The sequence below is a fragment of the Pseudomonas sp. W15Feb9B genome (assembly GCF_000828175.1).
Lineage (GTDB): Bacteria > Pseudomonadota > Gammaproteobacteria > Pseudomonadales > Pseudomonadaceae > Aquipseudomonas > Aquipseudomonas parakoreensis.
The window spans coordinates 19,020-45,142 of sequence record NZ_JTKF01000011.1; the positions used below are offsets into that span (position 1 = coordinate 19,020).

A 26,123-nucleotide genomic window follows, 5' to 3' on the forward strand; every position below is an offset into this window, starting at 1 on the left:
GCTTCGCACTCCAGCGGGAGCAAGCTCCCTCGCCACAATGAGTACGCATTCGATTAGAGAGTTTCCGTGAAAGCCAGATCCGATGAATTGCAGATTTTCGTCTGCGTGATCGAGTGCGGTTCGATTTCCGCCGCCGCCGAACAGGTCGGGCAGACGCCGTCGGCGGTCAGCCGCACGTTGTCGCGGCTCGAAGCCAAGCTCGACACCACGCTGATCAACCGCACCACGCGGCGCATGGACCTGACCGAGGAGGGCAAGTATTTCTTCGAACAGGCCAAGCTGATTCTCGATCAGATGGATGCGCTCGAAGAGCGTCTGTCTTCACGCCAGCAAACCCCGTCCGGGCGTCTGCGGATCAACGCTGCGTCGCCGTTCATGCTGCACGCCATCGTGCCCTACATCGACGAGTTCCGCAGGTTGTACCCGGACATCCAGCTCGAACTCAACAGCAATGACCTGATCATTGACTTGCTGGAACAAAGCACCGACGTCGCGATCCGCATCGGCACTCTTGCTGACTCCACGTTGCATGCGCGTTCGCTCGGTTGCAGTCCGCTGCTGATCGTCGCCAGTCCGGCGTATCTGGAGCAGCACGGCGCGCCGCAGCAGGTCGCCGACTTGAGTGACCACGCCCTGCTCGGTTTCACCCACAACGAAGGCCTCAATCAGTGGCCGCTGCGTTACGTGCACGGTGACCGTTGGCCGATCACTCCGGCCATCAGCGCCTCCAGCGGTGAGACCGTGCGCCATCTCGCGCTGGAGGGGCAGGGCATTGCCTGCCTGTCGCACTTCATGACCATCGACGACATTCGCGCCGGACGCCTCAAGGTGTTGCTGGCGGAGTTCAACAGCGGTTATCGCCAGCCGATCAACGCGGTGTACTACCGGAACTCGCAACTGGCGCTGCGCATCCAGTGCTTCCTCGATTTCATCCAGAGCAAACTCGCGGCGTACGCCAGTGCTGATTTCAAGGGCTGATTCGTGATCCCTGCGCAAGAGTGAATTGGGCGAGGGCGGGTTTTTCCATCGGGGTGACCGGTCGATACTCGTTGCATCACTTATTCACGCAGGGAGTTTCTCCATGAACGTATTCATCACCGGCGCCGCCGGTTTTATCGGCGGTTCCATCGCCACCGGTCTGGTCCAGGCCGGGCACTCTGTCACGGGCCTGGTGCGCAGCGCCGAGCAGGCCGATGAGCTGAAAGCTTTGGGCATCACCCCGGTGATCGGCACCCTCGAAGACAGTACATTACTGGCCGATCAGGCCCGCGCCGCCGATGCGGTGATCAATGCCGCCAGCAGTGACCATCGCGGCGCGGTCGAAGCCTTGCTCGACGCCCTGCGCGGTTCGCACAAAGTGTTCCTGCACACCAGCGGTTCGAGCATCGTCGGCGATGCCTCGGGCGGCAAATCCAGTGACGTCATCTACTATGAAGACAACCTGCCGGAACCCACCGTTGACAAGGCGGCCCGCGTGGCGATCGACAACCTGATCCTCGCCGCCGCACAGGACGGCGTGAACTCGGCAGTGATCTGCAACACCCTGATCTACGGCCACAGCCTGGGCGTCAATCGCGACAGCGTGCAGTTGCCGCGTCTGCTCAAACAAGCACGTAAAAGTGGCGTGGTGCGGCATGTCGGCACTGGCCAGAACATCTGGTCCAACGTGCACATCGAAGACGTCGTCGCACTGTACCGGCTGGCGCTGACCCGGAACGTGCCCGGCACCTTCTACTTCGTCGAAAGCGGTGAAGCCTCGTTCATCGACATGACCACTGCCATGGCGCAGGCGTTGAATCTGGGCCAGCCACAAGACTGGCCACTGCAAGACGCCGAAGCCGAATGGGGCTACGAAATGGCCAACTACGGGCTCGGCTCCAACAGCCGCGTACGCGGCAAACACGCTCGTGAACGGCTGGGCTGGGCGCCAAAGCGTACGTCGGTGGTGGAGTGGATTCGTAACGAGATGGTGTGAATCGTACTCCAGCCATCCAGACACCACCGAACCTGTGGGAGCTGGCTTGCCAGCGATAGCGGTTCACCCGTCAGCAAATATGTTGAATGTGCAGCCGCCATCGCTGGCAAGCCAGCTCCCACAAGTTTTTGTGTTTGCCTGGGAACCATGTAAATCCCGCCCCGCGATTTTCATTAATCGCGACAAGACATATCCAACAGCGACACGCCTTACCTCTCCACGAAAATTACTTTCATGGCGTTTGAAAACTCGATCTCGAAATGATTTATGAGTTTCACAACCCATTCGAACGTGACCCTTTCGAGGAGTACCGCATGACGCCTTCCTTCGGCTATTGGCTACTGATTTATGCCGCCGTAGCCATCATTGCCTTGATCGTGCTGATCGCCCGTTACCGGCTCAATCCGTTTATTGTCATCACGCTGATTTCCCTCGGTCTGGCGCTGGTGGCGGGGATGCCGCCGTCGGGCGTGGTGGGGGCGTATGAGGCCGGCGTGGGCAAGACGCTGGGGCATATTGCGCTGGTGGTGGCGCTGGGGACGATGCTCGGCAAGATGATGGCCGAGTCCGGCGGTGCGGAGCAGATGGCCCGCACCTTGATCGAGAAATTCGGCGAGAAAAACGCACACTGGGCGATGGTTTGCATCGCGTTTCTGGTCGGCCTGCCGCTGTTCTTCGAAGTCGGCTTTGTCTTACTGGTACCCATCGCCTTCACCGTGGCGCGGCGGGTGGGTGTGTCGATTCTGATGGTCGGCCTGCCGATGGTTGCCGGCCTGTCGGTGGTGCATGCGCTGGTACCGCCGCACCCGGCGGCGATGCTCGCGGTGCAGGCGTATCAGGCCTCGGTCGGGCAGACCTTGCTGTATGCGATTGCCATCGGTATTCCCACCGCAATCATCGCCGGTCCGCTGTACGCCAAATTCATCGTGCCGCGCATTCAACTGCCGGTGGATAACCCGCTGGAAAAACAATTTCTCGACCGCGAGCCGCGCGACAGGCTGCCGGGTTTCGGCATCACCATGGCGACCATTCTGTTGCCGGTGGTGCTGATGCTGATCGGTGGCTGGGCCAACCTGATCTCCACGCCGGGCAGCGGTTTCAACCAGTTCCTGTTGTTCATCGGCAACTCAGTGATCGCACTGTTGCTGGCGACCTTGCTGAGTTTCTGGACGTTGGGCATCGCTCAGGGTTTCAACCGTGAATCGATCCTCAAATTCACCAACGAGTGCCTGGCACCGACGGCCAGTATCACTTTGCTGGTCGGCGCCGGCGGTGGTCTGAACCGGATTCTGGTGGACGCTGGGGTCACCGATCAGATTGTCGGGCTGGCCCACGAATTTCACCTGTCGCCGCTGATCATGGGCTGGCTGTTCGCCGCGTTGATGCGGGTGGCCACCGGCTCGGCCACCGTGGCGATGACCACCGCGTCCGGCGTGGTTGCGCCGGTGGCCATCGGTCTGGGTTATCCACACCCGGAATTGCTGGTGCTGGCGACCGGCGCCGGCTCGGTGATCTTTTCCCACGTCAACGACGGCGGCTTCTGGTTGATCAAGGAATACTTCAACATGACGGTCGCGCAGACGTTCAAGACCTGGACCGTGCTTGAGACCCTGATCTCGCTGGTCGCTTTCGCTTTGACCGTCGGCCTTTCTTACCTGCTGTAACCGGAGCCCGCCGCCATGGACATCCTTTATCAGATCCGCGCTCGTCAGGATTCCTTCAGCGCCGGCGAAGGCCGCATCGCCCGGCTGATGCTGGACGACGTCGGTTTTGCCGCGAGCGCCAGCCTCGAAGATCTCGCACAACGGGCCGAAGTCAGTACCGCCACGTTGTCGCGTTTTGCCCGTACGGTGGGCTGCCGCGACCTGCGCGATCTGCGCCTGCAACTGGCCCAGGCCAGCGGCGTTGGCAGCCGTTTTCTCGACCCGGCGGGTACCCCTGAACAGTCGGCGTTCTACGGGCAGATTGTCGGCGATATCGAAACCACGCTGCGCCAGCATCTGGCAGGGTTCGACGAATCGCGCTTCGCCGACGCGGTGAAAATGCTCGGCCAGGCGCGGATGATTCATGCGTTCGGCATGGGCGGTTGCTCGACCCTGTGCAGCGATGAATTGCAGGTACGCCTGGTGCGCCTTGGCTACCCGATTGCGGTGTGCCACGACGCGGTGATGATGCGCGTCACCGCCGCCAGCCTCAGTGCCGAGCACGTGCTGATCGTCTGCTCGCTGACCGGCATCACCCCGGAGCTTTTGGAAACCGTCGAACTGGCGCGCAACTATGGCGCGCGCATTCTGGCCATCACCCGCGCCGACTCACCGCTGGCCGAATTGGCCGACATCGTCCTGCCGTTGCAAGGCGCGGAAACTTCGTTCATCTACAAACCGACGGCGGCGCGCTACGGCATGTTGCTCGCCATCGATGTGCTTGCGACCGAGCTGGCGCTGGCCAATCCTGAAGACAATCAAGAGCGTCTGCGGCGGATCAAACTCGCCCTCGACGAATACCGTGGCGGCGACGATCACCTGCCGCTGGGAGACTGACATGCAGTACGACACGCTGATCCGCAACGCCACCGTCATCGATGGCAGCAACACGCCCGGCTACCGCGCTGATGTGGCGATTCTCAACGGGCGCATCGAACGCATTGGCGACTTGCACGATGCCCGCGCCACAGAAGAAATCGACGCCGCCGGCCGCGTGCTCGCCCCGGGTTTTATCGACGTGCACACCCACGACGACACCGTGGTCATCCGCCAGCCGCAGATGCTGCCCAAACTCAGCCAGGGCGTGACTACGGTGATCGTCGGCAACTGCGGGATCAGCGCCTCGCCGGTCAGTCTCAAAGGCAATCCACCGGACCCGATGAACCTGCTCGGCAGCGCGGCGGCGTTCGTCTATCCACGTTTCAGCGATTATCGCGCCGCCGTCGAAGCGGCGAACACCACGTTGAACGTCGCCGCACTGGTCGGTCACACCGCGCTGCGCAGCAATCACCTCGACGATCTGTTGCGCACCGCCACGTCTGACGAAATCGCTGCCATGCGTGAGCAACTGCGTGAAAGCCTTGAGGCCGGCGCACTCGGTTTATCCACAGGTCTGGCCTACGCCAGCGCCTTCAACGCTTCCACCGATGAAGTGAAGCAACTGACCGAAGAACTGACGGCATTCGGCGCGGTGTACACAACCCACCTGCGCAGTGAATTCGAACCGGTGCTGGAGGCGATGGACGAAGCGTTCAGCATCGGCCGTCACTCGCGATCCCCGGTGATCATTTCCCACCTCAAATGCGCCGGTGTGGGTAACTGGGGGCGCAGTCCGCAGTTGCTCGCGGCGTTGGAGCAAGCAGCGAAAACCCAGCACGTGGGCTGCGATTGCTATCCCTACGCAGCGAGTTCTTCGACGCTGGATCTGAAGCAGGTCACCGATGCTCACCGCATCACCATCACCTGGTCGACGCCGCATCCTGAAGTCAGCGGCCGCGACCTGATCGACATCGCCGCCGAATGGAACGTGCCACTGCTCGAAGCCGCCAAACGCCTGCAACCGGCGGGCGCGGTGTACTACGGCATGGACGAGGCCGATGTACGAAAAATCCTCGCGCATCCACTGTCGATGGTCGGCTCTGACGGCCTGCCGGAAGACCCGTTCCCGCACCCACGCCTGTGGGGCGCTTTCCCACGAGTACTCGGACATTTCAGTCGTGATGTCGGGCTGTTTCCGCTGCACACCGCCGTGCACAAGATGACCGGTCTGTCGGCGGCGCGGTTTGGCTTGAAAGAGCGCGGCGAGATTCGTGAGGGCTATTGGGCGGATCTGGTCTTGTTCGATCCTGAGACGGTGCGCGATGTGGCGGATTTCACTGATCCGCAACGAGCGGCACAGGGGATTGAGGGGGTGTGGGTCAATGGCGTGTTGAGCTATCGCGACGGGCAGGCGAATGGTCGCCGGGAAGGGCGGTTTCTGGCGCGGCAGGGGGATTTGCGCGAAGGATTTCATTGATTGCCAAGCCCCGGTAGGCGCTGCCGAAGGCTGCGATCTTTTGATCTTCGTCTCGTAGTGGCACTCTGAGATTAAAGAATGTCGAAACCAAGCCGAATTGCTGACATCCCGCCCCGCTAAACGCTTGGGCCAACCAGTCAGGGAGCACCCCATGAGCTTCGGCAAAACCACCCCGATCCTGCGGATCTTCGATGAAGCCAAGGCGTTGGAGTTTTACGTCGACTTCCTTGGCTTCAAGATCGACTGGCAGCACCGTTTCGAAGCGAATTTCCCGCTGTATCTGCAGGTGTCCCGTGGCGAATGCGTGCTGCACCTGTCCGAGCATCACGGCGACGCGACGCCGGGCTCGGCGTTGCGCATCGAGACCGACGAGCTGGAGGCGTTTCAGCAGCAGTTGCAGGCCAAGGATTACAAGTTCTCGCACCCACAGATTCAGGCGATGCCGTGGGGCAGTCAGGACATGACGATTGCTGATCCGTTTGGTAATCGGTTGGTGTTTACCAACGCGATCAGTGTTTGAGTCGAGCCATACAAAAAAAGCGCTGCCAAACCATTAAGGTGGCTACTGGCGCCATCGCTGGCAAGCCAGCTCCCACAGTGATCGAGTCGTACACAAAATTTGTGCTTCACCAAGAAACCTGTGGGAGCTGGCTTGCCAGCGATGAGGCCAGAACAATCACCCCCGATGCATCTGCCGAAACTCCCCCGGTGGCATCCCGCGCCGGCTCTTGAAGGTTCGGTGAAAAGAGCGCGGCTCGGTAAACCCCAGATACTGCGCAATGTCCTGAATCGGCAACGTACTGTTGAGCAAATAATGCTCCGCCAGCTCCTGACGCAAATCATCGAGAATCTGCTGATACGACGTCCCCGCCTGATGCAACTGCCGCTGCAACGTGCGCACCGACACCGCGAGCTGCTCGGCCACCTGTTCCTTGCGCGGCAAGCCTTCCTTGAGCAACTGACGCAGGATGCTTTTGACCCGCTGCTCCAGCGACGCATCCTCCAGCGTCGCCATCAAACCCATCGCATGTTCTTCCAGCGTACGCAGCAATTGCGCATCGGCCTGGCGCAGCGGTAATTGCAGATACGCCAACGGCACGATCAGCGCTGAATAGGCCTGCTCGAACAGCACCGGGCAATCGAAAAACGCTTCGTACTGCGCCTGGGTAGCATCTGGCGGGCACGGATGTTCCAGCCACACGGCGGCGGGCGACATCTGTGTGTCGGCGATCCAGCGCGCGTATTGCAGCCACGAGCCGAGGACGTTTTCCACCAGATGCCGGCGGATACGCGGGCGCTCGTAGCGGCACGTCCAGATCAGGTGCACGTGGCCATCCTGCACGTCGGCGCGGCTGACGCCCATGTCGCCCACCAGTTTTTCGAACGGCATGATCCGGCTCATCGCATCGCCCAGAGTTGCGCAGTTCATGGTGATGTAACCGAGCACGCTCCAGGAGTTGGGCAGGACGAAATTGGCCGCGTTGAGACCGAACAGCGGATCGCCCGAGTGCTCGCAGAAATAATCGAGCAGGCGCTCATGGGTTTCGCCCGGCAGGCGCAGGCTGTTGTCGCTCAGTTGCTGCGCCTGCAAACCGGCAGCGGCCAACGCCGGCTCGATGGCCATGCCCAGTTGCTCGGCATGGCGCACGTATTTGAGCAGCGGCGGAACCGAGGTGAAGCCGAGCGATTGCATGATCCGAATCCCTTGATCAAGGCCTGCGTGAGCGAATGAATGCCTGAAAGGTAATTTGAAACCCCGACTAAAGTAAATGGCTGGCACTGGCGCGACGTTTGACTCAATTGGCTACTCGAACTGGCCGGATACGACCGTGACACTTTTTGGCCGCTGACTAGTATGGAGGCCTGCAATATCACTGATCAGACTGCATAAGAAGGACACACGCATGCGACGCTGGAACGGCTGGGGAGATGCAACCACGGTGGTCGAACTGCCGGCCCAGGGCGCGAGCTTTCTCCATGAACGACTGGGGGCCGGGCAGGTGTTGCCCGATGCCACGCTGGACGCGGCATTGGCGCGGGTGCCGGTCTCGCGGCTGGCGGCGCACACCTTGTACAGCGTCGATGCCCATGACCGTCTGCTGCACGCCCGGGGCCAGAGCCTGCCGGACTGGCTGGCGCTGCGCGAAGGTGCACTGGGCAATTATCCGGACGCGGTGGCGTTTCCGGAGACCGCCGGGCAGATCCGCCAATTGCTGGCGCTCGCCCACGAACAGGACCTGTGCCTGATTCCCTACGGCGGCGGCACCTCGGTGGCCGGGCATATCAATCCGCCGGATTCGGCGCGGCCGGTGGTGACCGTGTCGCTGGCGCGGATGAATCGTCTGATCGACCTCGACGAGCAGAGCCAACTGGCGACGTTCGGCCCCGGTGCCAGTGGCCCGCAGGTGGAAAGTCAGCTGCGCGCTCGCGGCTACACGCTGGGGCATTTCCCGCAGTCGTGGGAGCTGTCGACGCTGGGCGGTTGGGTCGCCAGTCGCTCCAGCGGTCAGCAGTCGTTGCGTTACGGGCGCATCGAGCAATTGTTCGCTGGCGGCACCCTGGAAACTTTCGCCGGGCCTTTGGAAATCCCGACCTTTCCTGCCTCGGCGGCGGGGCCTGATCTGCGCGAAGTGGTGCTCGGTTGCGAGGGCCGTTTCGGGATCATTTCCGAGGTCAAAGTGCGGGTCAGTCCGCTGCCGGCCGATGAGCGTTTCTACGGGGTGTTCCTGCCCAGTTGGAGCAAGGCGCTGCAAGCGATCCGCCAATTGGCCCAGGCGCGGGTGCCGCTGTCGATGCTGCGCCTGTCGAACGCGGTGGAGACCGAAACCCAACTGGCGCTGGCCGGGCATCCGCAGCAGATCGCCTGGCTGGAGAAGTACCTGAACCTGCGCGGCGCCGGTGAAGGCAAGTGCCTGCTGACTTTCGGCGTGACCGGCAACCGTCGGCAAAACGCGCTCTCGTTGAGCCAGGCGCGCCAGCATCTGAAAGCCTTCGGCGGCGTGTTCACCGGTACGTTGCTTGGCAAAAAGTGGGCGCAGAACCGCTTCCGTTTCCCCTACCTGCGCGAGAACCTGTGGAACGCCGGCTACGTGGTCGACACCCTGGAAACCGCCACCGACTGGAGCAATGTCGACAATCTGCTCACCCTGATCGAAAACAGCCTGCGCGATGCCTTGGCGGCGCAGGGTGAACGGGTGCATGTGTTCACCCATCTGTCCCACGTTTACGGCGAAGGCTCGAGCATCTACACCACTTACGTGTTTCGCCCGGCGGCGGATTATCCGGCGACGCTGGCGCGCTGGCAGGCGCTCAAGCACGCGGCCAGTCAGACCATCGTCGACAACCACGGCACCATCAGCCACCAGCATGGGGTCGGCAAGGATCACGCGCCGTACCTGCCGCGCGAAAAAGGCGCGCTGGCGATGGACACTTTGCAGGCGCTGAGCAGGCACTTCGATCCGGCCGGGCGCCTCAACCCCGGCACGCTGATGCAGGAGTGACGATCATGCACCCGGACTGGAACGCCGCGTGGCGCCAGCAAACCTTGCCGACATTGGCCGACGCAAGCTGGGATCTGATCGTCATCGGCGGCGGTATCAGCGGTGCCGGCATCCTGCGCGAAGCGGCACGGCGTGGCTGGCGTTGTCTGCTGCTGGAGCAACGTGATTTCGCCTGGGGCACCTCCAGCCGGTCGTCGAAAATGGTTCACGGCGGATTGCGTTATATCGCCAAGGGCCAGTGGCGCCTGACCCGCGATTCGGTGCGCGAGCGTCAGCGTCTGCTCGACGAAGCGCCGGGACTGGTGGAACCGATGAGTTTCCTGATGCCGCACTATCGCGGCGGCTTTCCCGGGCCGCGTGTGCTCGGTGGCTTGTTGTCGGTGTACGACGCGTTGGCCGGACGACGCAGCCATCGTTTTCACGACGCGCAGCAACTGCGGTTTCTCGCGCCGGGGGTGAAGGAAACCCGGCTGCTCGGTGGCACCAGTTTTGTCGATGCGCTGACCGATGATGCACGGCTGGTGATGCGCGTGTTGAGTGAAGCGCGAGCCGATGGCGCAGTGGTACTCAACGGGGTGCGCGTCGAACATTTGCTGCGTGAAGACGGCCGGGTGTGTGGGGTTCAGGTCGAAGATTATGAGTCGGGCGGGTCGTTGCAATTGCGTTGCGACGTGCTGGCGGTGGCGACCGGGGCGTGGGCGGAGCGCCTGCGTTTGCCCGAGGCTCCGCGACAATTGCGCCCGCTGCGCGGCAGTCATCTGCTGCTGCCGGGCTGGCGTTTGCCAGTGGCGCAGGCCTTCACGTTTCTGCATGCGCGCGACCGGCGGCCAGTGTTCGTTTTTCCGTGGGAAGGCGCGACAGTGGTTGGCACCACCGACCTCGATCATCGCGAGAATCTGGATCAGAGCGCGAGCATCAGCGCTGAAGAACTCGACTACCTGCTGGCGGCCTGCACGCAACAATTTCCAGGTGCCGAAGTGACGGCGAGCGATGTGCTGTCGACCTGGTCCGGCGTGCGTCCGGTGGTGGGCAGCGCGGCGGGTCAACAGCAAGGCAAGCCGTCGAATGAAACCCGTGAACATGTGCTGTGGCAGGAGCCGGGGTGCGTCACGTTGGCTGGCGGCAAACTGACAACGTTTCGCCCGCAAGCCATCGAAGTACTCAAGGCCTGTGCCGACATGCTTGGCCGTGCTTTCGAAGATGACGGCGCGCCGGTATTCGCAGCCGTACCGCCACTGACCATTCCCGGACTCAGCCCGCAACAGTGGCGACGGCTGGCCGGCAGGCACGGTCGCGATCTGCCGCGACTGGCGCAGTTGATCGCCGAGTTGGGCCACGAAATGGTTGGCAACACTGACACCTTGTGGGCAGAGCTGGCCTTCGCCTGTGAAGCGGAAATGGTGCTGCACCTCGATGATCTGTTGCTGCGCCGCACTCGTCTGGGCCTGTTGCTGGCGCGTGGTGGCGAAGCGCATTTCGCCGCCATCCGCCAACTCTGCCAGCCCCGCCTGGGCTGGGACGATGCACACTGGCAGCAAGAGCTGCAGCGTTACCGGGCGTTGTGGCAACGTCACCATGGCCTGCCGGATGCCACGCCTTGAGGCCCCTTGAAGAGAGCGCCATGGATAACCACTCGAACAAGCGCTACCTGCTGGCGATCGACAACGGCACCCAGAGCGTGCGCGCATTGCTTTTCGATTTGCAGGGCAATCTGCTCGGTAAAGGCAAGGTCGAGTTGCAGGCGTATTACTCGACGCAACCGGGCTGGGCCGAGCAGGACCCGGAATATTATTGGGCGAAACTCGGCGAGGCCTGTCAGCAGGTGTGGGCGCAAACCGGGATTGATCGCTCGCAGATTGCCGGGGTGTCGCTGACCACCCAGCGCGGCACGGTGATCAATGTCGATGCCGAGGGCAAACCGCTGCGCCCGGCGATTTTGTGGCTCGATCAGCGCCAGAGCGACGTCGAGGGCGGGATCAAGGGACCGTGGGGCTGGCTGTTCAAACTGGTCGGCGCGCAGGCCACCGTGGATTATTTTCGCGCGCAGGCAGAGGCCAACTGGATCGCCAGACACCAGCCTGAAGTCTGGGCGGCGACCGACAAGTTTTTGCTGCTCTCGGGCTTTCTCACCCATCGCCTGTGTGGGCGCTTTGTCGACTCGGTCGGCTGTTGCGTCGGCTACCTGCCGTTCGACTTCAAACGCCTGAAATGGGCCGCACCCAGCGACTGGAAATGGCAGGCGCTGGCGGTGCGTCCGGAGCAATTGCCAACCTTGCACAAACCTGGCGAAACCCTTGGCTACATCAGCGCTGAAGCGAGCCGTCACACCGGGATTCCCGAGGGCTTGCCGCTGATTGCCGCGGGCGCTGACAAGGCCTGCGAAGTGGTCGGTTCCGGCGTGGTCGATGCGAGTACGGTGTGCCTGTCCTACGGCACCACCGCGACCATCACCAGCACTCGCTCGCGCTATCTGGAAATCGTCCCGCTGATTCCCCCATACCCCTCGGCGGTGCCGGATCAGTACAACTGCGAGGTGATGATTTATCGCGGTTACTGGATGGTCAGCTGGTTCAAAAACGAGTTCGGTCTGCGCGAAATGCAGCAGGCGCAAGAGCAGGGCATTGAACCCGAGCAACTGTTTGATGCGCTGGTCAACGCGGTGCCGCCGGGATCGATGGGGCTGATGCTGCAACCCTACTGGTCGCCGGGAATTCGTGAGCCGGGCGTCGAAGCCAAAGGCGCGATGATCGGCTTCGGCGACGTGCACACCCGCGCGCACATTTACCGGGCGATTCTGGAAGGGCTGGCGTATGCGTTGCGCCAAGGACTGGAGAACATCGAGAAGCGCTCGAAGGTATCGGTCAAGCGTCTGCGGGTGGCCGGTGGCGGTTCGCAGAGTGATGCGGCGATGCAGCTGACGGCGAATATCTTTGGTCTGCCGGCGGAGCGCCCGCATGTGTATGAAGCGTCGGGGCTGGGCGCGGCGATCTGTTGTGCGGTGGGGTTGGGGGTGTATGCGGATTACCCGGCAGCGATAACGGCAATGACTCGCGTCGGGACGGTATTCACCCCGCAACCCGAGGCGCAGCAGGTTTACGAACGGTTATACAAAGAGGTGTACCTGCGCATGTATCGCCAGCTCAAGCCGCTGTACCAGAGCATCCGCAAAATCACCGGTTACCCCGCCTGAAAAAACACCACCAATCCCCTGTAGGAGCTGCCGAAGGCTGCGATCTTTTGACTTTGATTTTTTAAAAACAAGATCAAAAGATCGCAGCCTTCGGCAGCTCCTACACAGGTGAGCGGTGAGCTTCATATGGCGCTATCGGAGAACTTTTCTGGTGAGATCGGACAGTGTCAGCGCCGGAGGTGGTTGTTAGGCTCAACCCCCACAGCACCTCCAATAAGAATTAAAAGCGATGAAGCTGACCTTTCTCCTGTTGCTGCTTTGTGCAACGGCCCCGACGGCGTGGGGCTGGTCGAACCACACGGTGGGCAGCTATCTGGCGTTGCAGCAACTGCCGGCGCTGCGTGATGCGCCACCGGTTGCCGTCGAGCCGCTGGAGCGTTTTCTCGCCGAGCAATATCCAGCCGTGGTCGCGTTGCTGGACCAGCAGGAAAGCTTCGCCCGTGAACACTTCACCCAATACCCGCCGCGCCCCGACAACCTGAAGCTGCCCGCCGTACCGGGTGACAATCTGCGCCACGATTTTCTCACTGCGTTGCGGCTCAATCCGCGCATTCATCTGGCGATGGTCATTCAGCCGCTGCCGGGTCAAGACCTGCCGGAGCGCGAACATCTCAGCGCCGATCAGGTGATGGTCGAGCAGACGCTGTCACCGTGGAATCGCCAGCGCTTCATTCGCGTGGCGGATGGCGAGAACGTCGCGCCGCTGGCGGTACTGGCAAGCGCCGCCGACGAGCCGGATTATGGTCACGACATCAATCTGTTCAGCGACAACCCCGGCGAGGTCGGCGCGCGGTACGGCTTCGGCCCGCAGCCGTTCGGCGATGCGCGTTTTCAGTACAGCTCGCAGGCGCCGTTCCACATGGGCTTCTTCCATGAAAGCGCGGTGGTGTATGCCGCAGCCGGATTTCTTCAGCGCAGTTGGCCGGACTGGCGCGCCTATCAGTACCTGGGCCTGGCGCGTCTGGCGTTCGCCTCTGGCCATCCTTACTGGGGTTACCGTTTTCTCGGATGGGGCGTGCACCATGTGCAGGACCTGACTCAGCCGTATCACGCCAAGCCGCTGCCCGGGGTCGAACTGCCGAGTCTGTTGCTGCTGGAGGGCAAGGCGCTGGCCGGTTTTGCCGATGATAAAAAAGCCTCCATCGAACGGGTCGCTACCCGCCATATGGAAGTCGAGAAGTACCAATCGACCTGGTTGCGCCGGGTACTGCGCGCCGGTCAGGCGCATCCGATGCTCGCGGCCTACGCCGATGTCGCTCAAGACCAACAGTATCCGCCGTACTCGGTGGGCTACTTGCGCGACGTGGTCAGCGCCGAGTCGGTCGAGGACTCGGCGGCGTTCGATGAAGCCATCGGCCAATGGCTGGAGACGGCCCCGGTGACCAGTGATTTCAGCAGCGGCAACCAGTTGCAGCGCGAGCGTTTCGAGCATCCGGCACTCAATCAGCAGCTGTTCAAACTGCTCGGCCATTTCGGCGCGCACAGCCGGATTTATGTCCGTGCGGGACTCACACCGTAGCCATCGCGGTCAGGCAAAAAACAATAAGAACAAGGAGGAACCCATGATCAACACTCGATTGCGCCTCAGCGGCGTGGCACTTCCCGGTGTCGGCCTGGCGGGGCTGCTGCAACTCTGTGCGGTGGATGCGGTGCAGGCTGCCGAGTTCAGCGTGCTGGACAATCAAGTCACCGGATCGATCGACACGACCCTGTCCTATGGCCGTTTGTGGCGGGTGCAGGGCCGCGACAAGAACAACGACGACGTCAACACCAACGACGGCAATCGCAACTTCGATACCGGGCTGGTTTCCGAGGTGTACAAGATCACTTCGGAACTGGAGGCCAACTACCAGAACTACGGGATGTTCCTGCGCGGCACGGCGTTCTACGACACCCAGTTGATGGACAAGCGCAACGATTACTACCGTAACAACAACCCGGCGCAGCCGAGCCAGAGCTATCCGCAGGACGACCGTTTCACCAGTCAGACCCGTGACATCGCCGGCAGCCGGATCGAGATGCTCGACGCCTATGTCTACGGTAACTGGGACTTGGCGCAGATGCCGGTGACTGCGCGGGTCGGGCGTCAGGTGTTCAACTGGGGCGAGGGGATTTTCTATCGCGGCGGCGTCAACACCACCAACCCGGTGGACGCCGCCAAGTACCGCTTGCCGGGCGCCGAGGTCAAGGAGGTGCTGATGCCGGTGGAGGCCGTGAGCTTCAACATCGGCCTGACCGATTCGTTGACTATGGAGAGCTTCTACCAGACCAACTGGAAGGAAACCCGCATCGACCCGGTTGGGACTTTCTATTCGCAGACCGACCTGTTCGCCGATGGCGGCAACACCGGTTACAACAACTTCAGCGGCACCGCGCTTGATACCCCGGTGCCGGGGTTCGGCAACGTCATCGGGCTGTACAGCGCATTGGGCAACAACCCATTGCTCGGCCCGACGCTGAAAAGCACCGGCCTGTACGCCAACGGCGTGACACCGGCCTACGGCAATACGCTGAAAGTGGCGTCGATCGGCAAGGACTACAACGCACGCAACGACGGCCAGTTCGGCTTCGCCTTCCGCTATATCGCCGAGGCGCTCAACAGCACCGAGTTCGGCCTGTACCTGGTCAACTACCACGCCAAGGAACCGACCATCGCCGCAGATCTGGGTGGCTACAAGGGTATCGACATGAATGCCCTGACCAACATGCTCGCTGGTGTGGCCGGCAGTCAGGCCGGGGCGCTGGCCAACGGTCTGGCGACGGCCGACGTGATGGGCAATATTCAGGCGCATCGGCGTTATGCCGAAGACATCCGCATGTACGGTTTCAGCTTCAACACCACTTTGGGCCAGGCCTCCGTATTCGGTGAGATTGCCTACCGGCCGAACCTGCCGATCGGCATCGCCGCGACTAACGACTTGATCGGCGACCTGGCCAACGGTGCCGCCGTAGCGGTGACCGGCAAGCCTATCAACGTCGGCGGGCAGATGGTCACCCTCGACAGCGAGATCAACAACGCCGAGCGCGTTGAGGCGTTCAATACCTCGCTGGGCAGCATCTACAACTTCGGCCCGACGCTGTCGTTCGACTCGATGTTCGGCATCTTCGAACTGGCCTCCGAGCACCTGCGCGGCAGCAGCCTGCAATACACCGCCTACGACGGCAGCAGGCGTTATTACGCCGGTACCGGCAACACCTCTTATGTGTCCGGCGGTGATCGTGATGATCAGGTCAACCGCAACTCCTACAGCTACACGGTGATGTTCAACGGCACCTGGAACGATGTGTACGCCGGGGTCAACGTCTCGCCTTACGTCGTCTACAAGGACGACTTCAAGGGCAACAGCTATCAAGCCGGCAACACCATCGACGGGCGTAAGGCCTACACCCTGGGGATCAAGGCCAACTACCAGAACAAGCTCGAAGCCGAGGTGCAATACACCAACTTCTGGGGCGGCGGACAGAACAACGGGATTCGCGATCGCGACAACGTCGGGTTCAACCTCAAGTATTTCTTGTGAGTTTCAGACGCAGATCTCGGGACAACTCATCCCCCTGTGGGAGCGGGCTTGCCCGCGATGACGGCAGCACATTCGACATCAATGGTGGCTGATCCACCGCTATCGCTGGCAAGCCAGCTCCCACAGGGTATGCATTCTGGAGAAGAACATGTTTCATATTTCAAGATTGACTAAGACAATGCTGGCGCTCGTGCTGGGTCTCGCCGCGAGCAGCACATTGGCCGCCATCACCCCACAACAAGCCAAACAACTGAAAACCACCCTCACGCCCATGGGCGCCGAGCGTGCCGGCAACGCTGCCGGCACCATTCCAGCCTGGACCGGAGGCATCACCCAGGCGCCAGCCGGCTATAAACCGGGCCAACATCATCCGGATCCGTATGCGGCGGACAAACCGCTGTTCACCATCACCAAGGCCAATCTCGACCAGTACAAGGCCCACCTCAGCCCCGGTCAGATCGCGTTGTTCAACAGCTACCCCGACACGTTCCAGATGCCGGTCTATCCGTCGCGCCGTTCCGGTTCGGCGCCGCAGTGGCTGTATGACAACACGTTGAAGAATGCGACCTCAGCCAAGCTGCTCGAGGGCGGCAGCGGATTCGCCGATGCCTACGGCGGCGTACCGTTCCCGGTGCCCAAGGACGGCATCGAAGTGCTGTGGAACCACATCACCCGTTATCGCGGGATCTACGTGGTGCGTCGTGCGTCCGAAGCCCCGGTGCAGCGCAACGGCAGCTTTGCCCTGGTCACCTCACAGCAAGAAGCGCTGTTCAATTTTTATCGTCCGGGCGGGCAGTACGCCGACCTGAAAAATATCCTGTTTTACTACCTCGCTTTTGTGAAAAGCCCGGCGCGGCTGGCCGGGGGCGCGGCGCTGGTGCACGAGATGCTCGATCAACTCAAGGACCCGCGTCAGGCCTGGGTCTACGATGCAGGCCAACGCCGCGTGCGCCGTGCGCCGAACTTGGCGTATGACACGCCGATCGCCTCGTCCGATGGCCTGCGCACCGCCGACGACACTGACCTGTTCAACGGCGCGCCGGACCGCTACGACTGGAAGCTCAAGGGCAAGCAGGAGATCTACATCCCCTACAACAACTACAAGGTCGGCAGCCCCGACGTGAAGTACGCCCAACTGCTGACCCCGGGCCACCTCAACCCGCAATTCACCCGCTACGAACTGCACCGCGTGTGGGTGGTTGAAGGCAACCTGAAACCGGGCGCGCGGCATGTCTATTCCAAGCGCGTGCTGTTCCTCGACGAGGACAGCTGGGGCGCGGCGCTGGTCGATCAATACGATGGGCGCGGGGAGTTGTGGCGGGTGTCGATGGCCTACCTGAAAAACTTCTACGACCTGCCGACCACCTGGAGCGCACTGGACGTGTTCCACGACCTGCAGGCCCGCCGTTACTACGTGCAGAACCTCGACAACGAAGAAGCTTCCACCGTCGACTTCTCGCAACCGGTGCCGGAAGACGCGTATTTCATGCCGTCGGCGTTGCGCCAGCGCGGGACACGCTAAGGGGCACCGGACTGCTGATCGAACGCAATCCCTGTAGGAGCTGCCGCAGGCTGCGATCTTTTGACTTTGATTTTAAAAACAAGATCAAAAGATCGCAGCCTGCGGCAGCTCCTACAAAGGCTCGATCAAATGGCGTTACAACCTGAAAACGAAGATTCGTAAACCGAGTGGTAGTCTCGCTGCTTCGATGGCTGTATCGCTGGAGTACATTGTGGCGAGTTTGACTATCAGCAATCTTGACCTTCAGCTCTATGAAGAACTGCAGTTAGCGGCAGATATTAATAATCGTTCGATTGAAGAGCACGCGCGTGTGATGTTGCAGAAAGCGCTCGAGCAGAATCAATCTGCCGCTGGCTTGGGGACTCGAATTCATAGACGATTTAATAATGTCGGTGACGTTGAATTGGATGTGCCTTCACGCTGAAGCCAGTATTTTCTCGGCATCGCCAATTTTCAGTGGCAGTAAATCTGACGCCATCGCGGGCAAGCCCACTCCCACAGGTTTTTCGGTCGTTCACATATTTTGTGTTTGACTCGTTTCCTGTGGGAGCGGGCTTGCCCGCGATTGGATTTACGCTTTGGCGCTGACTGAAGATCAGACGCGGAAGTGGCTGACCATCTGCTGCAGCTGGCCACCAAGGCGTGCCAGTTCAACGCTGGACGCTGCGGTTTCATCACTGGCCGCGGCGGTCTGTTCCGACACGTCGCGCACGTTGATGATGCTGCGGCTGATCTCTTCGGCCACGGCGCTTTGCTGTTCGGCCGCGGCGGCGATCTGCTGGTTCATCGACTGGATGTTCGACACCGTGCGGGTGATGTTTTCCAGGGAGTCGCCAGCCTTGCGGGTCAGGGCCACGCTGCTGTCGGTCAAGGCGCGGCTGTTGTTCATCACGGCAGCCACTTGCTGGGTGCCGTTCTGCAGACCGGCGACCAGGCCTTCGATTTCTTCGGTGGATTTCTGCGTGCGTTGCGCCAGGCCACGGACTTCGTCGGCGACCACGGCAAACCCACGACCGGCTTCACCGGCTCGCGCGGCTTCAATGGCTGCGTTGAGCGCGAGCAGGTTGGTCTGCTCGGCCACGGCCTTGATCACGTCCATGACGCTGCCGATCTTGTCGCTTTCCTGTTGCAGCACGCTCATGGCTTCGGTGGAACGCACCACTTCGCTGGCCAGGCGCTCAATCTGGGCGATGGCTTCATTCACTACCTTGTCGCCTTCACGGGCTTCGCCGTCAGCGGCCGCTGCGGCTTGCGAAGCTTCTTCGGCGTTGCGCGCGACTTCCTGCACGGTGGCAGTCATCTCGTGCATGGCGGTGGCCACCTGATCGGTCTCGACCTTCTGGCTGTTCACGCCGGCGCTGGTCTGCTCGGTCACGGCCGAGAGTTCTTCGGCAGCGCTGGCGATCTGAGTGACGCCGTCGCGGATACCGCTGATCAGGTCGCGCAGGGTCACGCCCATACGCGCGATGCCTTGTTGCAGCACGCCGAGTTCGTCGCGGCGGGTCACGATGACGTTCTGGGTCAGGTCGCCGCTGGCAATGCGCTCGACCACGGCCAGGGTATCTTGCAGCGGTCGGGTGATCTGACGGGTGATGATCACCGCAGCAATCACACCGACCAGCAGTGCCAGCAGGGTGCTGATCAGCTGGAGCGTACGGGCCTGGGCACTTTCGATGTCGCGACGGTCGAGCTGGATCTGGTACAGCTGCTCGCTGGTGGTGACGATGGCCGCACCCTGATCAGTCATCTCCTTACGCGCCTGCACCGCTTCGCTGTTGGCGTTCTTGTAGGCCTGCAACGCGCTGCGGTAGTTGGTCAGGGCAGTTTCCAGCTGACGCAGAGCGTCTTGCTGGGTCGCGGCGAAATGCACGTTCAGTTGCTTGAGGCTGTCGATGGCCACGTTCAGTTGGCCGACGGCTTTCTGCTCGGTTTCGGCGTTGGTGGTGGCGGTGTAGCCGCGCACCTCATAGCGCGCGAGGATGAACGCTTCCTTGGCCTGGGTGATGGCCTGGAACTGCTCGAAGCGCTGCTCGCTCATGTCCATTTGCTGCACGCGCTTGCTGATCGTTTCGATCAGGTTGTAAGCGGTGTCGGCGTTGCTGCCCATCACGTCGCGGGCGCTGTTGCCGGTGCGGTAGGCGTTGCGCATCTTGTTCAGCGAAGTCTGGTATTCGGCGATGGTCGCGGCCTGCTCTTTCAGCAGCTTGACGTTTTCCGGGCTCTTGAACTTGTTGATCAGCGCCTGTTGTTGCGCGGCGAAGCTTTCGAGGGTGGTTTGCACATTCTGCGCGGCGGTTTCGTCGCCGTTGGTCAGCATGTATTGCAGGCGCACCACGCGCAGCTTGGTCAGGCCGGCATTGAGCTGGGTGATGTCGCTCATCCAGTTGCTGCGGTCGATCAGACCGCCGAGGCTGGTCCAGCCCGTCAGGGCGAGGACGCAGGTCAGGGCCAGGACCAGGCCGAAGCCCAGACCCAATTTCATGTTCACGCTGATGTTGCCGAACCAGCTATTCATCACAATTCCTCCAGGAACGTAGAGCTACTTGATCGTCGGTCAGGCTGGAAGATTGTTGTTTTTTTGAGCCAGCAAGGGGGTTAGCAGGTCTGTATCGGCCGCAAACACGAGAGCTGAAAGGATTTTGTCCGACGGAATTTGTAACAAGGGCGTTTCAAGACTTTTTTCACATGCGTTTCACTCGCCACTTACGCCCGCTTCTCTACCCTCGCCGCATCGTATTGACTGTGATGGATGCCGACGAGGCGGCCCGATGTGGAATTGAGACTGAGTCTGTTCGGCGTCAAACGCTCGATTTCCCTGAGTAAGCTGGCCCGCTATCGCAACACGTGGGTGGTGCTCGGTGCGTCGCTGCTGGTGATCCCGCTGACCCTGTGGCTGCTCGCCCCGGCGGCGGTGCCTGACCTGGCCCACGGCAATGTGTCCGGTGCACGCGCGCTGGCGGCCGGGTGGGCCAAGGGCGAGATGATTGTGCTGGTGCGTCACGTCGAGCGCTGCGATCACTCGCCGGCGCCGTGCCTGAGCGGTGATGACGGTATCACCGACCGCTCGCGCAGTGTCGCGGTCGGTGTCGGCGCACAGTTCGAGCATTTGGGCCTGAATAACGCCGATATCTACAACAGCCCGATGCTGCGCACTGTGCAGACCGCCGGTTACATGTTCAATCGCGCGGCCACCGGCGAAGACTGGCTGATCAGCTGCAAGGGCCACATCCTGCAGGAAGCGCTGGCGCACAAGCTTACGGGGCGCAATCTGATTCTGGTGACCCACAGCGAATGCATGGCGGAGCTGGAAAAGGATCTGAATTCGCCGGTTTCGGACCCGGGCTATGGCTCCTCGCTGTTTGTTTCCGCTGCGAACAAAGCGGCCCCGCGCGTGCTTGGCTTCATCGAAGCCTCCGACTGGCAATCAGTGAGCACTCGATGAACTGGGCAAAGCGTCGGCCCAAACAAAACCCGCCAGTGACGGCGGGTTTTTTATTGGCTGGCGCGAAGGGCGTCAGTAGCCGACGAAGTAGTACGCCTGGCGCCCGACCATCATGGTCTTCAGCACTTTGAGTGGTGCGACGGGTTCGCTGTCCGCGGAGATCACCGCGACGTTCGAGGGCGAGGCACTGAGGAAGTCATGCAGTTGCGCGTCGGTGTCCAGTCCCTTGAGCACACGTTGGGTGTAGAACACGCTGGCGCCGCCGACCCGCTCGTTGGCCTGGAACAGCGCGACCTGCTGACCGTTGGCCTGCAAGCTCTGAATGTGTTCGGTCAACGGCAGGAACGACAGCTCCTTGTCGGCGTTGGGCAGTGCCCACTGCGCGGCGCCGAGGTAGCTGGCGATCACCACTGTGAGCAGTCCTGCGGCAATTGCCTGACGATGACGGGCGACTTTTCCGATGAAACGGTCGGCGGTTTCGCGGGCCTGCAAGCGCTCGAAGAGTATGCGCGCATACTCGGCGGCAATCACCGCCGCCGCCGGGGTCATCGACATCAGGTACACCGTGCGTTTGCTGGAAGCGAGGGTCAGCATGATGAACTGCGCGACGATCCACAGGCTGAAAAACAACAGGTAACGGTTGGCCTTCAGCTCCTTGCGGAAATGCCACAGGCCCAGATACACCAGAATGTTCCATGGCAGGAACGCTTCCGGCAGTTTGGCCAGATAGTAGTAGAACGGCTCGTAATGCCCGGCCTCGACGAACGAGCCGCTGAAGCGACCGACGCTATTGGTCAGCAGCACTTCAGCGACGGCGTGCGAGCCACCGCGCTGGTAAAGCACGATGAGCCAGATCAGCAATGGAATCAGGCCCACTGCCGTGAGCAGGCCGGGACGCAGCCACGCGCCGATCTTCAGGCGTCTGTCGATCAGGTTATCCGCCAGCAGGTAGGCGAAAATCACCACGCCGGGCATCGCCAGTCCCAGCACGCCCTTGCTCAGCGTGGCGATGGCGATCCCGACGATAAACAGCAGCGAGTTAGCCGCGTTCGGTGCGCGTTGCGCCTGAAAGAACGCCAGCAGCGCCGTGGTCACGCCGAGCGCCAGCAGCGCATCTTCGCCGACTCCACGCACGTTGCTCCAGTAACTGGCCATGGTCGCCAGCAGAATCCCCGCCGTCCAGGCCAGCGCTTTCGGCCGACCGAAGCGGCGCAACATGCCGTACAGCAGCATCACGCTGAGCAACCCGGCCACCGTCGACGCCAGCCGCACCGCCCACGGCGAAACGCCAAACACGCGCATGGCGCCGGCGTCCAGCCACAGGCTCAGCGGTGGTTTTTCCAGAAACGGTTCGCCGAACAGGCGCGGCGTCACCCAGTCATCGTCCAGGTGCATCTCCATGGCGATCCCGGCGACCCGAGCCTCGGTGGAGCCTTGCAGCTGGTGGTTACCCAAAGCGAAAAAAAACAGCAGGGCGGCGAGTAGAAACAGCGAAGTGGCGGCACGCGGCATGGATTTCAGGCAACCGGAAAGGGCAGGAGCCTTGAGCATACTTCGCCAATGCTTAACAAATTGTGAAACTCACGCCAGTTGTCGTGACCAACGCTTTTCCGGCGCCTCGAACACCGGATTGACCAGCGCCGTCAGCACATGGTCCTGCCAACGCCCGGCGATGTTCAGGTAGGCCTTGGCGTAGCCCTCGCGTTCGAAACCCAGACGCTCCAGCAACCGCGCACTGCGCTCGTTGCCGGGTATGTAGTTGGCCATGATCCGGTGCAGGTTCTGCGTGTCGAACATGTAACCGATGCCGGCCTCCAGGCCTTCCTGCATCAAACCCTGACCCTGATGCGCATGGTCAATGTGATAACCCAGATAACAGGCCTGAAACGCCCCGCGAATGATCCCGCTGAAATTGCACGCGCCGATCATCTGCTGGCCGTCCGGCGTCAGCAGGGCGAAATGCATCGCCAGCCCGGCCTCGTAGGCACTGGCCTGAACTTCAAGGCGTCGGCGAATCTGTTCGCTGGAGAAGTACTCGGTGGTGCGAATCGGCGACCAGGGGGCGAGGTGGCGCTGGTTGCGTGCGTAGAAGTCACTTTCCAGTTCGGCCTGTTCCGGGGCCAGGATCGCGAGCGTCAGGCGTTGGCAGGGCAAGGTCAGCAGCGGCATCGGGCGCTCCGGTGGGCATGGTCGAGGGACAGGATTGATCATGGGGCGGGAAAAAACAAACCGCGCGGATCGTTTCCGCAGCAAATGCCAGGCAAAAAAAAAGCCCGCGGGAGAGCGCGGGCGAACCGTAGTTTCTTGAATGAGCGAGCGGACTGTACCGTGTTGATCGAACGGGGGCAGTGAAGAAAAATTCATCTCGATAGCGAGCGCTCTGCAGCGTGTCAAGGCAAGTGATCCGCTGCAAAATCCGCTTCCGAACGTGCCCGCAGCCGGCCCTTGCGGCAGGCCTGCTGAAAACGTTCGAAGTCGCGTTCGTTCTGCGCGGTGTAACTGCGGGCGTATTTGAACAGGGCGTCGGCCAAGGCATCGCCCTTGCCGATATAGCCGCTGATGACCGCCGCATTGCCCGAGGCTTTGGCGTGGGCGCGGGCCAGTGCGCGACCGCAGACCCGGGCATAGGCGGCGAAGGTTTCGGCGTCGAAGTTTTCCAGTTCGGCGGAGATCTTCATGTCGCGCAATTGCCGCACATAAAAATGCCGACCGTTAGGGCCGGTGGTCCAGCCGAGAAACAGATCGCTGGCCGACTGCATCAAGCGCTGCCCCTCGACCACCCGTTGGCCTTCATGACGCGTGCGGGACTTGGCCTTCACATAGTCGGCGAGCACCGAGCGCCGCGCCTCCTTGAACTGCAGAAACAACGGAAATTCCTGATCGTCGGTCAGCAGCGCCACCAGACATCGGGTGCCCACACTGCCGACACCCACCACTTTGAACGCCAGATCCTGTACGTGAAACCGCGAGAGCAATTCCCGCCGGTCAGCCTGCAGCGTGGTGCGATAGTCACGCATGAACGTATCGAACAACGGCCGCCAGTCTGCCAGCCGCAACCAATCATCGTCGGCGTCGAGCAGCGTGGTGTTCTTGTGCAGGTGGAAAATTTCCGGCAAATCGTCACGAATGACCAGTCGCCCGTTGGCGTCGCGCTCGCTGATTTTCGGCAGCAACTCAGCATGGGTGCGCCGTTCGGCTTTATCGACGGCACGCTGCACATGCTCCAGCGCACTCTTGCGTGCCTGATCGAGCAAGTCTTCGTACTTGATCGATTCGTACCAGGTTTCCAGCGCACTCTGTTCGGCGCACTCCAGCATCGTCGCCTGATAGGCACCGACCATCTGCCGACACACCTCTTCCTCAACCGACTCGCCATGGCGCAAATCCCGCGCCGCCACCACAAAACTCGCAGCCAGCCGCTTCACATCCCATTCCCAAGGCCCGGGATGCGCCTCGTCGAAATCATTGACGCTAAACAACAGATTGCGCTCCGGCGTGGCAAAACCGCCGAAATTCATCAAATGCGCATCCCCGCAGATCGGCCCGACCAGGCCCATGTTTTCGGTGCTCGACAGATCATGCGCCTGCAGCAGCGCGTTGCCACGGAAGAATGTGAAGGGCGACACCAGCATTCGTCCGTAACGCAACTCCACCAGCGAAGCGACGCGGCCCTGACTCGACGCTTTGATCAGCGGAATCGGATCGCGGCTCATTTTTCCGGTGGTGGCGTGGGCGCTGCGCGAGCATTTCTTGCGGGCGTCCTTGCCTTGCTTAATGCGGGTTTGGAGGGTGGTCATCAGCGCTCGCTCTGGGAAGGGGCGCTGTGAGTGTAGAAGGGGATTTGAGGTTTATCCGTCGAGCCGTCGCTGCCTTTCAGGGACTTTTTGTTGCCGGTTTTTTCGCGTCCGTCGGGGCGTTCTCGGAAAGCCACAACGACAACGAATAACTGGCCACCGCCTGCCGCCGCACCGCGTTGCGCATCAAATACACCTGAACCGTGTACTCGCCATCAGCAGGCACTGCGCCGGCAAAGTGATCGCCCATGATCGAACCGTTGAACAGCGCTTCGTCAGCACCCGGGGCGGCGACGTTGAAATAAGCGGACGTGTTGGAGGATTTGAAATCAACTGTCAGTGTCTGACCGGCCTTGGCGACGAGTTTGTATTCGGCGGTCTGATAGCCCTTGATCTTCTGTTTGAACTGCACGCTGCCGACTTCACTCTTGAACGTGACTTGTTGCACACGTGGGGGAGGGGCGTCTGCGGCGATGGCGGGGAGTGACATCAACGAGGCCAGGGCGGCGGCGATCCAAGTGCTCATGGTGGGTAATCTCCGTGATGTTCAAACGGTAGCCTGGAGGTTGTGCGCGACTATCTTTCAGTCACTGTGACAGTCGGATCCGGCGTGAGTGTGCCTTGCGCAGGAGGTGTTCCGGTTGGGGGACGCCAGATGTGACAAAGCCCGCGCTAGGCGAGCTTTGTCGTTGAGAGTTGGTGGGCCGGGGTAATTTGAAACAACCGCATATTCATATGAATTTTCTATGTTTTTAGCAGTTAGGTTTTACCTGTGGAATACCGACTGGAATACCAATGTTGTCATTCGGTGCAGTGAAGGCGATGGTGCGCAGAGGTTCATCTCCTAATCTTCAACGAATTTGTGAGCGGCGCTCGACCTCCATACGTCAGCGCTGCGTTTGGCCAGCCTGAAGGTCGAGCTTGAGAAGCTCTAGGGGCGTGTGAATGATTCGCACCTTGTTGAGTATCGACGGGTGAACGATAACCTTTAGTGGCAAAATGATGTTGGGTTATTTTGTTGAGGAGGATTGGATCGTTAATGCGGTGGCGGTGGGCTTGTTTGATGAGGTGGTGGGCTCGTATATGATCGAGTTCGGATATTGCTAGGGCCATGCGGGCTCAGGGTGAAGCGTTATCGAGCCTTTTCATGACCTCGGTTGCGCCTATTTGACGCTCAAAA

20 protein-coding genes and 1 pseudogene are annotated in these 26,123 nt (G+C 61.3%); 14 read left to right on the forward strand and 7 right to left on the reverse strand.

Features of this window, described 5'->3' with window-relative positions:
• Window positions 1-66 precede the first annotated feature (66 nt).
• From OC71_RS07625 to OC71_RS07650, 6 genes are all read left to right on the forward strand, one after another.
• Window positions 67-978 (forward strand): LysR family transcriptional regulator, encoded by a 912-nt coding sequence (locus tag OC71_RS07625; RefSeq protein WP_041066663.1) that lies wholly within the window; start codon window positions 67-69, stop codon window positions 976-978.
• A 103-nt stretch (window positions 979-1,081) separates the two neighbouring features.
• Window positions 1,082-1,975, forward strand: a complete 894-nt coding sequence (locus OC71_RS07630; RefSeq protein ID WP_041066665.1) for an NAD-dependent epimerase/dehydratase family protein — start codon at window positions 1,082-1,084, stop codon at window positions 1,973-1,975.
• Between the two features lie 314 nt (window positions 1,976-2,289).
• Window positions 2,290-3,639, forward strand: a complete 1,350-nt coding sequence (locus OC71_RS07635; RefSeq protein ID WP_041066886.1) for a GntP family permease — start codon at window positions 2,290-2,292, stop codon at window positions 3,637-3,639.
• A gap of 15 nt (window positions 3,640-3,654) precedes the next feature.
• Complete coding sequence (locus OC71_RS07640) at window positions 3,655-4,515, forward strand: MurR/RpiR family transcriptional regulator (protein ID WP_041066668.1); 861 nt, start codon at window positions 3,655-3,657, stop codon at window positions 4,513-4,515.
• Between the two features lies 1 nt (window position 4,516).
• Complete coding sequence (locus OC71_RS07645; RefSeq protein ID WP_041066671.1) at window positions 4,517-5,974, forward strand: amidohydrolase family protein; 1,458 nt, start codon at window positions 4,517-4,519, stop codon at window positions 5,972-5,974.
• A 151-nt stretch (window positions 5,975-6,125) separates the two neighbouring features.
• A complete protein-coding gene (locus tag OC71_RS07650; protein WP_041066674.1) occupies window positions 6,126-6,494 on the forward strand; it encodes a glyoxalase superfamily protein in 369 nt (122 codons plus the stop codon).
• Between the two features lie 156 nt (window positions 6,495-6,650).
• Here the strand turns inward: OC71_RS07650 and OC71_RS07655 are convergent, their stop codons facing one another.
• The gene (locus tag OC71_RS07655; RefSeq protein ID WP_041066677.1) at window positions 6,651-7,667 is read right to left on the reverse strand and encodes an AraC family transcriptional regulator; all 1,017 of its coding nucleotides are present in this window, start codon (window positions 7,665-7,667) and stop codon (window positions 6,651-6,653) included.
• A 211-nt stretch (window positions 7,668-7,878) separates the two neighbouring features.
• Here OC71_RS07655 and OC71_RS07660 point away from each other — a divergent pair, with 211 nt between their 5' ends.
• The 7 genes from OC71_RS07660 (at window position 7,879) to OC71_RS07690 (ending at window position 18,131) form a co-directional block, all read left to right on the forward strand.
• On the forward strand, window positions 7,879-9,474 hold the full coding sequence (locus OC71_RS07660; protein ID WP_041066680.1) for an FAD-binding oxidoreductase: 1,596 nt from the start codon (window positions 7,879-7,881) through the stop codon (window positions 9,472-9,474).
• Window positions 9,475-9,479: 5 nt separating this feature from the next.
• Window positions 9,480-11,075, forward strand: a complete 1,596-nt coding sequence (locus tag OC71_RS07665) for a glycerol-3-phosphate dehydrogenase/oxidase (RefSeq protein ID WP_041066684.1) — start codon at window positions 9,480-9,482, stop codon at window positions 11,073-11,075.
• Between the two features lie 20 nt (window positions 11,076-11,095).
• Window positions 11,096-12,664 (forward strand): FGGY-family carbohydrate kinase, encoded by a 1,569-nt coding sequence (locus OC71_RS07670; RefSeq protein WP_041066687.1) that lies wholly within the window; start codon window positions 11,096-11,098, stop codon window positions 12,662-12,664.
• A 229-nt stretch (window positions 12,665-12,893) separates the two neighbouring features.
• A complete protein-coding gene (locus OC71_RS07675; protein WP_041066690.1) occupies window positions 12,894-14,183 on the forward strand; it encodes a phospholipase in 1,290 nt (429 codons plus the stop codon).
• 43 nt (window positions 14,184-14,226) lie between these two features.
• Window positions 14,227-16,185, forward strand: coding sequence for a DUF1302 domain-containing protein (locus tag OC71_RS07680; RefSeq protein WP_041066693.1), 1,959 nt, complete (start codon window positions 14,227-14,229; stop codon window positions 16,183-16,185).
• A 148-nt stretch (window positions 16,186-16,333) separates the two neighbouring features.
• The gene (locus tag OC71_RS07685) at window positions 16,334-17,707 is read left to right on the forward strand and encodes a DUF1329 domain-containing protein (protein ID WP_041066696.1); all 1,374 of its coding nucleotides are present in this window, start codon (window positions 16,334-16,336) and stop codon (window positions 17,705-17,707) included.
• A gap of 211 nt (window positions 17,708-17,918) precedes the next feature.
• Entirely contained in the window at window positions 17,919-18,131 is a 213-nt protein-coding gene (locus tag OC71_RS07690; protein ID WP_041066888.1) for a plasmid stabilization protein, read from the forward strand.
• Between the two features lie 171 nt (window positions 18,132-18,302).
• Here the strand turns inward: OC71_RS07690 and OC71_RS28695 are convergent, their stop codons facing one another.
• Together OC71_RS28695 and OC71_RS28700 are read right to left on the reverse strand one after the other, a co-directional pair.
• Complete coding sequence (locus tag OC71_RS28695; protein ID WP_371260362.1) at window positions 18,303-19,166, reverse strand: methyl-accepting chemotaxis protein; 864 nt, start codon at window positions 19,164-19,166, stop codon at window positions 18,303-18,305.
• Window positions 19,161-20,222 (reverse strand): annotated as a pseudogene (locus OC71_RS28700) (methyl-accepting chemotaxis protein); the annotation flags it as partial. The pseudogene OC71_RS28700 and the gene OC71_RS28695, both read right to left, overlap by 6 nt.
• Before the next feature lie 255 nt (window positions 20,223-20,477).
• On the opposite strand from OC71_RS28700, the gene OC71_RS07700 reads away from it, so the two are divergent.
• Window positions 20,478-21,149: a histidine phosphatase family protein gene (locus tag OC71_RS07700; protein WP_041066702.1), complete on the forward strand. Its 672-nt coding sequence runs from the start codon at window positions 20,478-20,480 to the stop codon at window positions 21,147-21,149.
• Window positions 21,150-21,221: 72 nt separating this feature from the next.
• Here OC71_RS07700 and OC71_RS07705 read toward each other — a convergent pair whose 3' ends face one another.
• The 4 genes from OC71_RS07705 to OC71_RS07720 all read right to left on the reverse strand — a co-directional run bounded on the left by OC71_RS07705 (window position 21,222) and on the right by OC71_RS07720 (window position 25,469).
• Window positions 21,222-22,700, reverse strand: coding sequence for a glycosyltransferase family 39 protein (locus OC71_RS07705; RefSeq protein WP_084234158.1), 1,479 nt, complete (start codon window positions 22,698-22,700; stop codon window positions 21,222-21,224).
• Between the two features lie 30 nt (window positions 22,701-22,730).
• A complete protein-coding gene (gene rimJ, locus OC71_RS07710) occupies window positions 22,731-23,318 on the reverse strand; it encodes a ribosomal protein S5-alanine N-acetyltransferase (protein ID WP_041066708.1) in 588 nt (195 codons plus the stop codon).
• Window positions 23,319-23,539: 221 nt separating this feature from the next.
• Window positions 23,540-24,946 carry a DUF2252 domain-containing protein gene (locus OC71_RS07715; protein ID WP_041066711.1) on the reverse strand — a complete coding sequence of 469 codons (1,407 nt, stop codon included), beginning with the start codon at window positions 24,944-24,946 and terminating at the stop codon, window positions 23,540-23,542.
• Window positions 24,947-25,022: 76 nt separating this feature from the next.
• Entirely contained in the window at window positions 25,023-25,469 is a 447-nt protein-coding gene (locus OC71_RS07720; protein ID WP_041066714.1) for a hypothetical protein, read from the reverse strand.
• Window positions 25,470-26,123 lie beyond the last annotated feature (654 nt).

What these genes read in the sequence shown, in the direction of transcription:
- OC71_RS07720 (WP_041066714.1), bottom strand. Translation starts at nt 25,469, where the DNA reads ATGAGCACTTGGATCGCCGCCGCCCTGGCCTCGTTGATGTCACTCCCC.
- OC71_RS28695 (WP_371260362.1), bottom strand. Translation starts at nt 19,166, where the DNA reads ATGGGCGTGACCCTGCGCGACCTGATCAGCGGTATCCGCGACGGCGTC.
- OC71_RS07680 (WP_041066693.1), top strand. Translation starts at nt 14,227, where the DNA reads ATGATCAACACTCGATTGCGCCTCAGCGGCGTGGCACTTCCCGGTGTC.
- OC71_RS07670 (WP_041066687.1), top strand. Translation starts at nt 11,096, where the DNA reads ATGGATAACCACTCGAACAAGCGCTACCTGCTGGCGATCGACAACGGC.
- OC71_RS07655 (WP_041066677.1), bottom strand. Translation starts at nt 7,667, where the DNA reads ATGCAATCGCTCGGCTTCACCTCGGTTCCGCCGCTGCTCAAATACGTG.
- rimJ (WP_041066708.1), bottom strand. Translation starts at nt 23,318, where the DNA reads ATGCCGCTGCTGACCTTGCCCTGCCAACGCCTGACGCTCGCGATCCTG.
- OC71_RS07650 (WP_041066674.1), top strand. Translation starts at nt 6,126, where the DNA reads ATGAGCTTCGGCAAAACCACCCCGATCCTGCGGATCTTCGATGAAGCC.
- OC71_RS07635 (WP_041066886.1), top strand. Translation starts at nt 2,290, where the DNA reads ATGACGCCTTCCTTCGGCTATTGGCTACTGATTTATGCCGCCGTAGCC.
- OC71_RS07665 (WP_041066684.1), top strand. Translation starts at nt 9,480, where the DNA reads ATGCACCCGGACTGGAACGCCGCGTGGCGCCAGCAAACCTTGCCGACA.
- OC71_RS07630 (WP_041066665.1), top strand. Translation starts at nt 1,082, where the DNA reads ATGAACGTATTCATCACCGGCGCCGCCGGTTTTATCGGCGGTTCCATC.
- OC71_RS07640 (WP_041066668.1), top strand. Translation starts at nt 3,655, where the DNA reads ATGGACATCCTTTATCAGATCCGCGCTCGTCAGGATTCCTTCAGCGCC.
- OC71_RS07645 (WP_041066671.1), top strand. Translation starts at nt 4,517, where the DNA reads ATGCAGTACGACACGCTGATCCGCAACGCCACCGTCATCGATGGCAGC.
- OC71_RS07675 (WP_041066690.1), top strand. Translation starts at nt 12,894, where the DNA reads ATGAAGCTGACCTTTCTCCTGTTGCTGCTTTGTGCAACGGCCCCGACG.
- OC71_RS07705 (WP_084234158.1), bottom strand. Translation starts at nt 22,700, where the DNA reads ATGCTCAAGGCTCCTGCCCTTTCCGGTTGCCTGAAATCCATGCCGCGT.
- OC71_RS07685 (WP_041066696.1), top strand. Translation starts at nt 16,334, where the DNA reads ATGTTTCATATTTCAAGATTGACTAAGACAATGCTGGCGCTCGTGCTG.
- OC71_RS07715 (WP_041066711.1), bottom strand. Translation starts at nt 24,946, where the DNA reads ATGACCACCCTCCAAACCCGCATTAAGCAAGGCAAGGACGCCCGCAAG.
- OC71_RS07660 (WP_041066680.1), top strand. Translation starts at nt 7,879, where the DNA reads ATGCGACGCTGGAACGGCTGGGGAGATGCAACCACGGTGGTCGAACTG.